Annotated in this window: 13 protein-coding genes, 1 other RNA gene and 1 pseudogene; 11 read left to right on the top strand and 4 right to left on the bottom strand. The window is 39.0% G+C overall.

The annotated features are described in order from the left end of the window. Window positions 1–318 precede the first annotated feature (318 nt). Together CJZ72_RS02220 and CJZ72_RS02215 are read left to right on the top strand one after the other, a co-directional pair. Window positions 319–864 (top strand): hypothetical protein, encoded by a 546-nt coding sequence (locus tag CJZ72_RS02220; protein WP_081135554.1) that lies wholly within the window; start codon window positions 319–321, stop codon window positions 862–864. Between the two features lie 121 nt (window positions 865–985). Further along, window positions 986–1,321, top strand: coding sequence for a hypothetical protein (locus CJZ72_RS02215; RefSeq protein WP_016177727.1), 336 nt, complete (start codon window positions 986–988; stop codon window positions 1,319–1,321). A 199-nt stretch (window positions 1,322–1,520) separates the two neighbouring features. Here CJZ72_RS02215 and CJZ72_RS02210 read toward each other — a convergent pair whose 3' ends face one another. Then, a complete protein-coding gene (locus CJZ72_RS02210) occupies window positions 1,521–2,612 on the bottom strand; it encodes a cysteine desulfurase family protein (RefSeq protein ID WP_081135551.1) in 1,092 nt (363 codons plus the stop codon). Between the two features lie 89 nt (window positions 2,613–2,701). Here CJZ72_RS02210 and CJZ72_RS14360 point away from each other — a divergent pair, with 89 nt between their 5' ends. Genes CJZ72_RS14360 through nadA form a run of 4 tightly spaced genes read left to right on the top strand, consistent with a single transcriptional unit; the run spans window position 2,702 to window position 6,099 of the window. Beyond that, window positions 2,702–2,809: an NAD(P)-binding protein gene (locus tag CJZ72_RS14360; protein WP_157728880.1), complete on the top strand. Its 108-nt coding sequence runs from the start codon at window positions 2,702–2,704 to the stop codon at window positions 2,807–2,809. A 14-nt stretch (window positions 2,810–2,823) separates the two neighbouring features. Further along, window positions 2,824–4,158 (top strand): FAD-binding protein, encoded by a 1,335-nt coding sequence (locus CJZ72_RS02205; RefSeq protein WP_095444026.1) that lies wholly within the window; start codon window positions 2,824–2,826, stop codon window positions 4,156–4,158. A gap of 1 nt (window position 4,159) precedes the next feature. Beyond that, entirely contained in the window at window positions 4,160–5,005 is an 846-nt protein-coding gene (nadC, locus tag CJZ72_RS02200; protein ID WP_005876697.1) for a carboxylating nicotinate-nucleotide diphosphorylase, read from the top strand. Next, on the top strand, window positions 5,002–6,099 hold the full coding sequence (gene nadA, locus CJZ72_RS02195; protein WP_095443583.1) for a quinolinate synthase NadA: 1,098 nt from the start codon (window positions 5,002–5,004) through the stop codon (window positions 6,097–6,099). The genes nadC and nadA overlap by 4 nt, the downstream gene beginning before the upstream one ends. A gap of 531 nt (window positions 6,100–6,630) precedes the next feature. Here the strand turns inward: nadA and CJZ72_RS14355 are convergent. Then, window positions 6,631–6,852 carry a hypothetical protein gene (locus tag CJZ72_RS14355; protein WP_157728879.1) on the bottom strand — a complete coding sequence of 74 codons (222 nt, stop codon included), beginning with the start codon at window positions 6,850–6,852 and terminating at the stop codon, window positions 6,631–6,633. Between the two features lie 241 nt (window positions 6,853–7,093). On the opposite strand from CJZ72_RS14355, the gene CJZ72_RS02190 reads away from it, so the two are divergent. After that, window positions 7,094–7,477, top strand: a complete 384-nt coding sequence (locus CJZ72_RS02190) for a hypothetical protein (RefSeq protein ID WP_005876700.1) — start codon at window positions 7,094–7,096, stop codon at window positions 7,475–7,477. Window positions 7,478–7,740: 263 nt separating this feature from the next. Here CJZ72_RS02190 and CJZ72_RS02185 read toward each other — a convergent pair whose 3' ends face one another. Both CJZ72_RS02185 and CJZ72_RS02180 read right to left on the bottom strand, forming a co-directional pair. Beyond that, window positions 7,741–8,961 (bottom strand): IS110 family RNA-guided transposase, encoded by a 1,221-nt coding sequence (locus tag CJZ72_RS02185; RefSeq protein ID WP_095443576.1) that lies wholly within the window; start codon window positions 8,959–8,961, stop codon window positions 7,741–7,743. Window positions 8,962–9,214: 253 nt separating this feature from the next. Further along, window positions 9,215–10,067: pseudogene (locus CJZ72_RS02180) on the bottom strand (helix-turn-helix domain-containing protein). Window positions 10,068–10,172: 105 nt separating this feature from the next. On the opposite strand from CJZ72_RS02180, the gene tadA reads away from it, so the two are divergent. From tadA to CJZ72_RS02160, 4 genes are all read left to right on the top strand, one after another. Beyond that, entirely contained in the window at window positions 10,173–10,688 is a 516-nt protein-coding gene (gene tadA / locus CJZ72_RS02175) for a tRNA adenosine(34) deaminase TadA (RefSeq protein WP_375813220.1), read from the top strand. A gap of 14 nt (window positions 10,689–10,702) precedes the next feature. Beyond that, window positions 10,703–10,789, top strand: an RNA gene (gene ffs, locus CJZ72_RS02170) — signal recognition particle sRNA small type. A 342-nt stretch (window positions 10,790–11,131) separates the two neighbouring features. Continuing rightward, window positions 11,132–12,514: a bifunctional metallophosphatase/5'-nucleotidase gene (locus CJZ72_RS02165; protein ID WP_081135774.1), complete on the top strand. Its 1,383-nt coding sequence runs from the start codon at window positions 11,132–11,134 to the stop codon at window positions 12,512–12,514. Between the two features lie 36 nt (window positions 12,515–12,550). Continuing rightward, complete coding sequence (locus CJZ72_RS02160; RefSeq protein ID WP_081135776.1) at window positions 12,551–13,219, top strand: YutD family protein; 669 nt, start codon at window positions 12,551–12,553, stop codon at window positions 13,217–13,219. Window positions 13,220–13,221 lie beyond the last annotated feature (2 nt).

The following is a 13,221-nucleotide window of genomic DNA, read 5'->3' as shown; positions in this document are numbered from 1 at the left end:
CTAGAATATTATTTTTATAATCGTTATTTAAAAAGCATCATTGATTCATTTATCCTATTGTTTATTTCTTTGCTTGATTTGTCAAGCTATAACGGATGGTATAAAATAAAAAATTTGTTTTTATGTTGATATTAAGCCTTAAGTGTTATGTTTTAACAGCAATGTGTATGATGAGTCATGAACAAATCAGTGTTCAGTTATACCTTGTGGGAAAGCTTGCACAAATTTCTGTTATGTTTGTTATTTTTATCGATGAGGAAACGAATACACAAGAATAGGATCAGTCAATAAAATCCAAATGAAAGGACGGATGAGTCCGTGGGAAGAGTAACAAATTTTAGTAAAGAGTATTTACTCTTTAAAAGTATGGTGTATGCTGAAGAAAACGGGATATCGATGATAACAGCGAGAAGCTTAGCTTCTTTTTGTGGTTGCTCTACTTATCCAATCTATGCGCATTTTAAATCGATACGTATACTAAAAGAAAAAATACTTGAGGAGATCACGATTTGTTTCGATCGTTACTTGACGGAGTATGTCGTAGATGATTTTTTCAGTATTGTTCATTTATTAAAAGAATTCTTTTCGATCCATGAAAGTATCAAGGGTGTGGTGATCAAATCTGAATTAGATATGGCTTCCTTATTCAAACGTGCATTTTTTGAGTACATACAAGAACAAACCGGAATCAAAGAACCTTACTTATTAGAACTATTGTGGTTAAATGCTTTGGGTAGTTTGAATTCGGACAAGTCTTCCCATGAATTTTTCGAAACGATGACATTGATCTGGAACAAGCTGGCGGAGTTGGAAGAAAACTTACCAGAAGTTTTGACCAATATCCAGTACTTGCCTAGTAGATGAGAGACAGAAAATGATTTTAGTCTAAATTTCTTTGTTTTTTTTACTCAGGCAACGGGGTTAAATAGTACGTTTATTCTTTTGTCTATGCTATGATTAAGTTAGATAAAAGGAGCTGATAATTATGAAAACATCAACAAAAGTAACGATCGGATTAACTGTCGCAGCTGCTGCTAGTGTGGCAACTACTGTTATTGTTTCAGGTAAAGTGATTGAAAAGATTCATCATCTAACGACTCGATCAAAAGTAAAAAAATTCGTGAACGATAAATTTGATGGCAATGAAAAATTATTAGATATCGTCGATCATTTATCGGATAACGACTTGGACTCTTTGATGGGGATATTAAAAAAGATCAAATCTGGAAAAAAGAAAATTTCAGTTTATGGTGATTCACTAAAAGGATCAACGGAAGATGTAAAAGATCGTCTGTTGCATTTTATCGATAATATGATGTGAGACACTATCGAGTTAAGCTTAAAAGACTAGTCAACGAGCAAGGAAAAGGAATTTTCCAAAGACCGTTTGACTAGTCTTTTAAGCTTTTTTTATTATTGTCTTCAGACCTAATATGCTGTGGTCGACTGATCAAAGTTGGTTTAGCCTACAGCCATCATCAGGAAGTTTTTATGATCTAGTTCATACATTATAAATTTTGTTAGGAGGCAGCATCCGTGATTTCCCTTAACGTTTGTGCCAACTGGTGGACTTGCTCAAGGGTCGTCGCTGAACTGAATGAGACTCGAAAAAAGTGATCTGCTTGATTTTTGTCCAGTCCTAATGCGGCTAAGCTGGGATCGACTAACTCACGACTGTTGCAAGCCGCAGTCGTCGATAAGGCGAAATCTCTTTCCGCCATCGCCGTCACAAGATCGCTGGCGCCAAGGGAGGGGGAAAATAATCCGAGGATTCCTGGAAAATCCCCCGCAACGAACTCCCAATCAGGCAAATCATTGATCAAAGCCTGTTGAAGCCTCCGAAAATAAGTCAGATTTTGCAACATTTCCTTAAAGGCTTCACTAGCCGCCTGAGTAAAAGCCGCAATGGCCGGCAAATCTTGTGTCCCACCACGAAAACCTTGTTCCTGCGTCGTTCCAGGACTGAGGGGGCGAAAAGCGACTGTTGAATCAAGATACAGTAAGCCACAGCCTTTGGGACCAGCGAGCTTATGACTGGCGGCACTAAAAGAGCTGATACCTTTTGGTAAAGGCTGTTTACCAAAACTCTGGACACAATCGCAGTGAAACAGGATTTTGTGTTGGCGAGCTATCTTGGCCAAGGCATCAATCGGTTGTTGGATTCCAGTCACCGAATTGAGTTGTTGGATAACCACCAGTCCCGTCTGATCTGTTAGTGCTTCAGCGAAAACAGCCGGTGAAATTTTTCCTTGCTGATCAAGGGGCAGTTTTGTTACCCGAATCGTTGGATCAGCGGCCAAAGCATAAAGTAATGAGGGATGTTCAATCGGGCTGACCAACACTTCCCGTCTTTCTTTTGGAAGTAGTTTTAAACTCAAAGCTAAAGCCAATTGATTACTTTCGGTTCCGCCACTGGTGAAAATCAAACTTTCGGTTGGTTTCTCAACCAGTTCGCTAAAGACTTGCCGGCAATGGCTCAATAATTGTTGAGCAGCCTGTCCAATGGGGTGGTTGCTGGAGGGATTCCCATAATATTTTTCCGCTGTTTCAAGGTAAACTTTTAATGCAATCGCTGACATTGGTGTAGTTGCCGCATAATCAAAATAGTTCATAGAAACTCCTTTCTAAACTGTCTTGACATGTATGGTAGAATAGGTGCATATTATTGTCAAGACACAAACATATTGGGGATCGATTTAAGATGAAAACAAAAACAGTAATTATTGTTGGTGGAGGCCTAGCCGGTAGTTTGACTGCCACTAGCTTACAGGAGCAATGTAAAGTGACATTGTTTACCAAAAAAAATTGACCGATTGCAATTCGATGCTAGCACAAGGGGGAATTGCTGTTGCTATGTCACCAGATGATAATTGGCAGGCCCACTATCAAGATACTCTCAAAGCCGGTGTTTTTCATAATGATCCGGCGGCAACGAGCCTATTAGTCAAAAATGGGGTCACAGCGATCGAGAAGATGATTCAACAAGGAATGGCTTTTGATCAAGATGAGCAAGGAAATTGGCAATTTGGTTTGGAAGGAGCCCATAGTTCTCCTCGAATTTTACATTGTCATGGAGATCAGACCGGTAAATATCTGACCCGCTTTGCCCATGAACATTTGGCGCAAGTGGAAATCAAAGAAAATCAGCCGGTGACTCGTTTGCTCTTAGGGGAGGGACGCTGTATCGGGGTGGAATATCTGAGTGAAACCCGAGAACCTACACAACTTTATGGGGATGCTGTCATTTTAGCAACTGGGGGCATCGGCGGGTTGTATCCTTTGACCACTAATGACGAAACCATCACCGGCGATGGAGCGGCTTTAGCTATCCGAGCGGGAGTAAGCTTAGCGGATATGGAATTTGTTCAATTTCATCCGACATTATTAACCCAGGATGGAAAGTGTTACGGCTTGATTTCCGAAGCTGTCCGGGGAGCGGGGGCCCATTTAGTTGATGAGCATGGTCGCCTAGTGATGAAGGAGGTCCATCCAATGCAAGACCTAGCTCCACGCGACATCGTGGCACGGGCATTGACCGCAGAATATCAAGCCGGTCATCAAATTTTCTTGGATCTGAGGGAAGTACAAGATTTTGAAACACATTTCCCCCAGATTACCCAATTAATCGATCGCCATCAAATTCCATTTCGGCAAAACAATTTGATTCCGGTTCGACCAGGGGCACATTTTATGATGGGGGGAATTGCTACGGATCAAACTGGTGCTACTAGCTTGCCAGGATTGTATGCAGTCGGAGAGGCCGCTTGTACCGGAGTTCATGGCGCGAATCGCTTAGCCAGTAATTCCTTATTGGAGTGCGTTGTCTTTAGTCACCAAGTAGCCCAAGGGATTGCGGATTTACCCGACGAAACAAAAGCGACAACACCTATTTCTCAAAAACTAGCCGATAAATTTACTTTACCGGATAAAGCAGTATTGCAAACTCGGGCTTGGGCAGCGCTGGGAATCCAACGAAGTCCAACAGAAATCGAGGAATTTTTAACTTGGCTGGCCCAGTTTGATTTTCAATCTTTACCAGCCCACTATAGTTTAAATGAATTAGAAACAGCAAATTTGTGCTTAGTGGCTGAAGCAATTGCTCAAGCAGCCTTGGCACGCAAAGAAAATTTAGGGGCCCATGCCTGGAGGGAAAATTAAGATGAATCAGATTGCAGTAAAAGACGCATTACACTTATTTCTCAATGAAGATCTCGGTTTTGGTGATCTTTCCAGTGAAACAATCTTTCCCGTCGAAGCTCAAGGGGAAGGAACCTTTCTTCTAAAAGCTGATGGAGTGGTTTGTGGTTTATTCATTGCCCCGTTAGTCTATGAATTATTAGGAGGACAGGTGGAATTTACGCCGCTAGTGGCAGAAGGAAGTTATCAATCGGCAGGAACTATTTTGGCAAAAGTCACCGGACCGATTCGCACACTGTTAACCGGCGAACGGACAATCTTGAATCTATGGCAGCGAATGGGAGGAATTGCCACCGCGACTAGGATTGCTTGTGAGCGTCTCGCTGACCCAAGTATCAAAATCTGCGACACCCGCAAGACGGCGCCAGGGCTACGATTGTTTGACAAGTACGCGGTGACACAAGGTGGTGGGTTTAATCATCGTTTTGGTTTAGACGATGGGGTGATGTTAAAGGATAATCATATCTCCTTTGCCGGTGGGATACCAACCGCCGTTAAAAAAGCCCGCCAACAATTAGGCCACATGGTAAAGATCGAAGTGGAAGTGGAAACAAAAGAAGAATTGCAGGCGGCGATTGAGGCTCAGGTGGATGTGATTATGTTCGATAACCGTACGCCCACTGAAGTCAAGGAATTTCAGCAGCTGGTCCCCGCCGGTATCACCACTGAAATTTCTGGTGGGATTACATTAGAAAATATCGCGAACTATCAAGGAACGGGGGCTGATTGTATTTCTCTAGGCTTTCTGACCCACTCAGTAACAGCTTTAGATATCAGTTTTAATAGTAAGGAAGGAGTAAAAGGATGAGCATTTTGACAGAATTTCAAGGGCAACGCATCACGCAGGATTATTTTGATGCTTCAGCAAGTCAGCTAACAGAAAAAATTCTGGCAGCAAAAAAACAATTCGGTTCGCGGCTATTAATCTTGGCTCATCACTATCAAAAAGATGAGATTGTGGCCTTGGCCGATGAGGTAGGGGATTCTTTACAATTGGCTCAGCTTGCCGCCAAAAATAAAACGGCGGAATATATCGTTTTTTGTGGCGTCCATTTTATGGCGGAAACAGCTGATATGTTGACAGAAGCCAATCAGCAAGTAATTTTGCCAGATTTGACTGCGGGTTGCACGATGGCAGATATGGCGGATCGTTATCAACTACAGGCCGCTTGGGAGCAGCTACAGGAGAAATATCCTGCTGAAATTTTACCGATTACCTATATTAATTCGACTGCTGCAGTGAAAGCTTTTGTTGGGGAACACGGGGGAGTTACCGTGACTTCCAGTAATGCGACCCAGGTGTTGAAATGGGCATTCAAGCAGAAGAAGCGAATCTTTTTTTTACCGGATCAACATTTAGGCCGCAATACAGCTTTTGGGATGGGCATTCCTTTATCAGACATGGCCCTGTGGAATCCCCGTAAAAATGAACTGATTGCCTCCGCTGAAACTGACCCAAGAGTGATTCTCTGGGATGGCTGGTGTTCGGTGCACCAACAATTTACCTCAGGTCAGATCAAAGCCTTGAAGCAAGCTGACCCTGAGATTAACATAATCGTCCACCCTGAATGTCCTCAGGAAGTAGTGGCGTTGGCCGACGAGTATGGCTCCACCAATAAAATCTTGCAGGTGGTGTCGGCGGCTCCGGCGGGTAGTCATTGGGCGATTGGAACTGATAATAATCTTGTCGGTCGAATGAAGGACACCTTTATCGATAAAAAAATCAGTTTTTTGAATCCTCGTTCCTGTGCCTGCTTGACGATGAACCGCATCCGTTTGCCTCATTTAGCTTGGTCTTTGGAACAATTGGTGAAAGGTGAAGTCGTCAACCAGATCACAGTCGATGAAAGAACCACAAAATTAGCTTTAAAGGCCCTTGAACGGATGTTAGCCTTAAGTTGATCAGATGATATTGGTAGTAAGTCAGAATAGTCAAAAAGCTAGGCGCTGAGGAAATAGTCTAAATACCTTAGTTCTTAGCTTTTTGTGAGTTCGCGGTAGTTGGTTTTCGGTATTGGACTCAACGCACTTTTTTCGCTGGAGCAACTCATTGGGAACTTCCGTGGCTTGGCATCGTGTCAGAAGAACTAATTCGCCTAAAAATTATCAAGAATTTTTGGGACGAATTAGCCAAAGAAAACTAAAAAACAGCAATTTGTGAATCAACGTTATGAAGCAGACATTATACTGGTGTTTCATCCAGGGTGTTTTTAAACCAAAATCCGGTATAGAAATTTCCATCGACCTTGTTCGTCTGTCCAATGAGGGCTCAAGATGGATGGGCTAGCGGAAAATTTTAGTTATCCATACAAAGAAAAATATTACTAGAAGTGTAATGATGTTATAATTACGTTAATATCATTAACCGATAATAGTATTACAGAGAACTTTGTAAAGAATAGTGTGCTGTTTTAGTAAAAATAGAAAGGTATGTTATGTTGATGACAGTATTTTTACTATAATATCCTTATTCATAGCTATTTCAGTGGTAATAACTATAGTATCAGTACTGTTAAAAATTAAAGGTAAAATTGATTCTGGTTGGTTAGCAGTTTTTTGACCAATTTTTGTTTTATTAGGATGTGGTGTATTTTTAGTGTTTGGATTACTGTTGATGTATTTTAGTAATTTTGGTTTGTAAAAATTATCAGGCATAAATAGATTTAGAAAAATTATAGTAGGATATTATTAGATTTTTAATGCTACCCATAATTCGTTTTAGTGGTAGTTATAATCTATTAATTTGTTTTGCAAACGTTTTTATTTTGAGGGAAAGTAAATCGAACATTTGGATACCGTGTCTTATGTTTACATATTTTTGTACTATACTCTTATGCGTATTGCAAAAAAAATTAAGCTATCTAAGCGTAACTACAATATAAAGGAGAATGACAAATTGAATACTTTTACAAAGTGGTATAAGAAACTAAATATCGTTGGTCGTGTATTATTTACACTCGGTTTATCAGCTGTGTTTTACTGGATATTATCGGTACTCTTTCATACTTCTTTCGATTGGTTAATTATTCTTTATTATGGGGGGTATGCCTTGTTAATTCTTGGTGTTTTAAAACTTAATTTACGAACGAGTATTTCATGGGTGATTTATTGGCTCACACCTTTTATTGTGTGGAACTTAACTTCAATTTACGTCCATCATAATTTTAAAGGCTTCAAAACCATTATATTTAGTTTGTTAGCAACGTTTGCTTTTTCAGCTATGTTGCTAGCTCTATCTGAGGCTTTTAAAGAGATGAAAAGTGATGAGAGCAATGGCTAATAAAAAGTTAGAAACAGGGATTGGGGCAATGCCCCAAAAATAAAAAGAAGAGATCGAGACAAAAGTCGTTTAGGTTTGAGAAATTGGAGAAAAAAAGGTTGGGACAGAAGTGTTTCTTACTTTTGTCCCACGTTCTTATTCCTACGTTTAGTCAAGTACTTTTTTCTATTGGTTTTTATCAAGAAAAAAGTATACGAAATAAGCCTAATAAATTAGAAATTTTTTTATTAGGTATGCTATAATTCTAGGTAAGGATATATTCCTTATTGGTCGTTAGAGGCCGTGTATGAGTAATCATACGGACTTGAATGTCGTACCATCGAATGGAGACATTTCAAGAGCTTGTTGATGCAGGCGACGAGCGCAACCTTATGCTTTTTGGGCGAAGGTTGCGTTTTTAGTTTATAGTAATAGTCCACAAGATGATTGGGCCCCGCCGCTTGTTGTCGAATCATGTTCATCATAATAAAATACAAATTTTTTCGGGCCTTCGGATTCCCATGTTTATTCATGTGTTCTTTGGCTGTATATTTTCCAGATTGATATCTTCTGGTATCAACACCGACGAAAGCATTCAATTGCTTATGAGAAGAAAAACGCCGAATATCCCCTAATTCACCAATAATGAGTCCTGCAGAAAGTTCACCAATTCCAGGGATACTTTGATAGAAATCAAATTCTATTGTTTGTTTCGCAATGTCAACTAGCTGTTTGGCGAGTTGTTCTTTTGTTACAAGCAATTGTTTCAATTGTTGGGCATAATACACGACTTTTTGAACAGAAATACTTTGTCCAGATTCAGCTGGATAAGAATTTTGCGCAAGTGAAAGTAAGGTTTGTGCTTTAGCCAAGGCTTTTTGATCGGAGATTTTTTTATCCGTATTTTTCTTTAACACATTTTTTACCTTAGTTTGGCTTAAGTGTGCCAAGTAATCAGGGTGGGGGAAAAGTTCGACAAGATTCAAGGCGAGTTTTGATAACCTGTTCGTGAAAAGTGTTTCCAATTCTGGGAAAGTCAATTGTAAAGCGGTATGCAGGTTCATTCTCGTGCGTTTAATGTCCCTTTCAATTTGTTGATAAAAGCGTGCAAAATCGCGTGTTTGTTTATAGACTTCTGTTTGAGATTGTTTTTGTTTCCGCAAAAATTGACCGTGTGTTTGTGCCAGTCGATGGGCATCTCGTTTATCCGTTTTGACTGAACGTAAGTCAATATTCAGTTGTCTTTTCGCTTCTAAAGGGTTTAATAAACAATAGGCGAAATGATTCTTTTGACAAAAAGTTTCAATGACTCTTGAATAAACCCCCGTTGCTTCAAAAACGATTTGTGGTCGTTCTGGAAGAGCATAAATTTCTTGAAGAAGTGCATTGAAATGTGTTTTATCGTGAAGAATTTCTTGTTCAAAAAGACAAGTATTTTCATGATAAATAACGACATAACTTTTTCCCATTGAGACATCTAAAGCAAGTACATACATAATTTTCATCTCCTAAGAAGTGTTGAAAGATTCTTCACTGCTTCATTTCGTTCCTAATTTCCTTTACACGGGCTCGAAGCCCCAACATACTTAAACCAGGTTTTAAAATGACAGTGAAGAAGACCATTTTTTGTTTGGGACTCGTAGTCCAAGAAAGTGTGGTCGGTCTTTCTTTCACAACCAACTATACGCTTAAAAGAGCGTTAGAGGGTAATTTCATCCGTCGATGAATTTACCCTCTAATCTTAGTATGTTTTAGAAATCAGTTTTGCAACAGAATAAGATAGCAAAAAAGGAGATCATTTGCTTCTTTTAAATTGAATCCGGTTTGTTCTTGGAACTTCTCGATTTTATATTTCAACGTGTTTCGATGGAGAAACAACGCTTTAGCGGTAGAGCTGATATTTCCTAGATTTCGCCAAAGCTCCAAGATGATTCCTTCCATTTCTGCTTGTTTTAGTACTTCTCGATAGCTATGCATCAAGGAACTCTTTTTGATTGTTTCTCTTGTGTAATGTTGGAGAGCGATTTCTGACAATGTAGTGGTACGATTGTAGGCACCCAAATGTTGCTTTTCCTGTAAGAAAATCTTTCGCTCTTCAAAAAACAAATCAGGAAGATCTTGTGTAGGTAAATGAAATGTTCCAACGAATGCTTGTGTGGTTATATCAAAGTCAGTATCAAGCGAAAGAAAAATCCCATTAAGCTCAGTAACATCAAGATAGCCCGTTTGTTTTTTTTTCAATAATCAGTGCATCTGTCTCAGTATAAAAGAAAAAATCTTCGAGAGAAAAGAACATTTCGCGGATAGTTTCTTGCCACTCTTTTTTGAGAAAGCCAGTTCTAGGTGTAACGTGTAATTGAATGATACGGTAACTGTTATCTAGAGAAATAGGCTTGTTTTCAAAGAGAAACTGATACCATACATGAGTAGCTGCGTTGATCGTATTAGGGAATAGCGCTTCCAAAAGATTTAATTCCTGAGAAGACAAAGAGTTTTTTTCAATCCATAAGAACTCATTTTCTATCAACAAAGAAAGAATCTTTTCATCAGAAGCGGGATGTTTCTTTCTTTGCGCATTGGGATAAAGTTCAATCAGTTTGGTCATATTCATGGGATTCACCTCTCCTATAGTTTACCATAAGAAAAAAAGCTAGTTACAACCTTTTTGACATATGCTACAGTTAATCAAGAAATAAAAAGCAGAGGAATTTTAAAAGTGGACGAACAAAAAGTGCAAGAAAAAGAATATTGGATGCGTTTGGCTATAGAAGAAGCGAAAAAAGCACATGAATTAGAAGAAGTGCCGATCGGGGCAATCGTTGTACTAGACAATGAGGTTATCGGGCGAGGATACAACTTACGAGAAACAACACAGGATGCTACGACTCATGCAGAAATGATTGCTATCAGAGAAGCGTGTCAAAAGGTCGGAAGCTGGAGATTAGAAGAAGCACAGCTATATGTCACCTTAGAACCTTGTCCGATGTGCAGTGGGGCAATGATTCTTTCACGTGTAAAAGAAGTTTATTTTGGTGCGTTTGATCCAAAAGGTGGTACTGCGGGTACATTGATGAACCTTCTTGAAGACGAACGTTTTAACCATCAAGCTTTTGTCGAAGGCGGTATTTTAGAAGAGGACTGCGGGAAACTCTTAACAGATTTTTTCCGAGAACTTCGTGCAAGAAAAAAGAAAGCAAAAAAGTCTGGTCAAATTACTGAAAATGAGTTATAATAATCTTTGCCGAAAGGCTAGGACAATGGTGGGCTTGTGAAGCGTGTCAGATCTGGAAGGAAGCAGCACTAAGCAGGATCCGCCATGTGTCTGATTGAATAGATTGATCGTAAGCGTGATAAATCAGTTGATTTATCCGTATTTTTTTTTTGCAATTTATCTGTATTTTATACATAGTGGATAAGAGAATGTAGTTATGCCAGGTAACTGGGACCAATAAGTAGCGAGCGTGGTACATGCTCGATTGAGTCCACCGCACATCCATTAATAGCAGCCATTTATTCGAAAAGTTGAAAGAGTTGTCCCATTCATTGGGCCAGCTCTTTTTTATGTATGTCGAATCAGCTGATAAATGAAAGAGAGACTTGGCTAAAGGAATCCCTTCAAAGTGAACATTCAAATCCCCTATGGTATTATTAAGTAAAGCGAGGCGAATAAATAAAATGGAAAATATAGTTCTTTTACATACCAATGACTTACATTCACATTTAGAAAATTGGCCAAAAATCAGACGGTTCATCGATCAAAAAAAGCGAGAAAACGAAAAGAAAGGGATAACGACGATCACAGTTGATCTCGGTGACTTTACTGATCGTTGGCATCCATTATCAGAAGCAACAAATGGTCAAGCAAATGTTGAACTGATGAATGAAGTGGGTTATGACGCGGCGACGATAGGAAACAATGAAGGTGTGGGAAATGCTAAGAAAGAATTGAATCACCTATACGATCAAGCGAACTTTGATATTTTGTTAGATAATTTATTTGATAAAAACACGTTACAGCCACCAAAATGGGCAAAACGTTTCAAAGTGATCGAAACGCCCGGGCATACCAAAATCGGATTGATTGCATTTACTGCACCTTTTCCTCTGACTTATAGTCCGAATGGTTGGGATATCCGTAATCCCTATGACATCTTGCCAGAACTTGTTGAAGAGTTACGATCAACTGTGGACGTTTTGGTTTTGATGAGTCATTTAGGGATTCAAGACGATAGTCAAATTGCGATGGATTTACCTGCTATTGATGTTATCTTAGGGTCACATACCCATCATTTATTTAAAGAGGGGCGAGTAATCAATACTGTTCAACTGGCTGCGGCAGGCAAGTATGGACAATATGTTGGTGAAGTACATTTAACGATCGATGAAGAGAAAAAGATCATTGCTCACTCTGCTAAAGCGATACCTACTGATTCAATGACGTCTTTTGCCGAAGATGAACAAGAAATCGAGGAATATTTGAACAGAGGCCATCAGTTGTTAGCAGAGAAAAAAGTGGCAGAGATCCCTTTTGAATTATCACTAGATATCTATGACGAATATTCGTTTATCCATGAAGCACTAGAAGCAATTAAATATAGAGGGAAAACGGAGGGTGCTATCTTAAACAGTGGGTTGTTTTTAACCAGTATCCCAGAGGGCATCGTAGACCAAGATCAACTCCACACGGCATTACCTCATCCAATGCATCTGTTGAATGTTACGCTCAAAGGAAGTGATCTGATACGTTTAGTATTAGAAATTGAAAAAAATCGAGCTTTTTTACGGAACTTTCCTATGAAAGGAATGGGATTTCGAGGTAAGATATTTGGTCAGATCGTTTATAGCGGTATTTCATATGATGCGATAAATCATCAAGTCTATTGGCTGAATAAACCAATAGACTTGGAAAAAAAGTACACGTTTACTACGGTTGATCATTTCATGTTCATTCCTTTTTTCCCAACAATTGAAATTGCAGGAGAAAATGAGTTCTTATTTCCAGAATTTATTCGAAGTGTCGTAGGCAATTACCTAAATGCTTACTATCCAATAAAATAAAAACAAGGTATAATGTGAAAGATAGGTGGTGAAAGCATGTCGGCTAAACAAAAAAAGCAACAAAACGTTGAATCCGAAAGAAAAGAAAAAAACATAACAGAAACTAGTGAAGATAAGACTGTGACAGAAGAGATTACGGCAGTCATAGAAGAAATCATTGAGGAACCAAAACCAGAAAAAGTAAAAGGAGAAATAATTACTTTTTTAGATGAAACCAATTTTTTGATTGGTGAAAGACAGTATCGACTTGTAACGAATTATCGTGAAGGGTTTGATTCTGAAAAATTAGGTGAAAGATACAGTGATGTATTATCTAGGTATGATTATATCGTTGGTGACTGGGGCTATGAACAGTTAAGATTAAAAGGTTTTTTCCGTGAAGACAATAGGCGTGCTCATCCAGAACAACGAATTGACTCTCTAGAAGATTATTTGTATGAATATTGCAATTTTGGTTGTGCTTATTTTGTTATCGAGCGAATCGGTGGCAAAAAAGAAAAAAGTACACAACGTCGCAGAAAAAAGAAAAACCAAGGTCGGGCGTATATTGATGAGAAGAAAGTACCCGTAGCTTCAAATCACAAAAAACCAGTCATCAAAAAAAGAAATACAAACCAAACAAACAAAGAAACAGTAAAACCAAAAGTGAATACACCAAAACCAAAATCAAATACGAACTTTACGATAAGACAAAGGGAAGAGTAGTG

This window comes from Enterococcus durans (genome assembly GCF_002277935.1).
Taxonomy (GTDB): Bacteria; Bacillota; Bacilli; order Lactobacillales; family Enterococcaceae; genus Enterococcus_B; species Enterococcus_B durans.
The sequence above is the reverse complement of the archived record's forward strand: the minus strand, read 5'-3'. Positions and strand labels throughout refer to the sequence as shown.

Coding starts and splice junctions, on each gene's coding strand:
- CJZ72_RS02215 (WP_016177727.1), top strand. CDS start 986: ATGAAAACATCAACAAAAGTAACGATCGGATTAACTGTCGCAGCTGCT.
- CJZ72_RS02210 (WP_081135551.1), bottom strand. CDS start 2,612: ATGAACTATTTTGATTATGCGGCAACTACACCAATGTCAGCGATTGCA.
- CJZ72_RS14360 (WP_157728880.1), top strand. CDS start 2,702: ATGAAAACAAAAACAGTAATTATTGTTGGTGGAGGCCTAGCCGGTAGT.
- CJZ72_RS02205 (WP_095444026.1), top strand. CDS start 2,824: ATGCTAGCACAAGGGGGAATTGCTGTTGCTATGTCACCAGATGATAAT.
- nadC (WP_005876697.1), top strand. CDS start 4,160: ATGAATCAGATTGCAGTAAAAGACGCATTACACTTATTTCTCAATGAA.
- nadA (WP_095443583.1), top strand. CDS start 5,002: ATGAGCATTTTGACAGAATTTCAAGGGCAACGCATCACGCAGGATTAT.
- CJZ72_RS14355 (WP_157728879.1), bottom strand. CDS start 6,852: ATGCCTGATAATTTTTACAAACCAAAATTACTAAAATACATCAACAGT.
- CJZ72_RS02185 (WP_095443576.1), bottom strand. CDS start 8,961: ATGAAAATTATGTATGTACTTGCTTTAGATGTCTCAATGGGAAAAAGT.
- CJZ72_RS02165 (WP_081135774.1), top strand. CDS start 11,132: ATGGAAAATATAGTTCTTTTACATACCAATGACTTACATTCACATTTA.
- CJZ72_RS02160 (WP_081135776.1), top strand. CDS start 12,551: ATGTCGGCTAAACAAAAAAAGCAACAAAACGTTGAATCCGAAAGAAAA.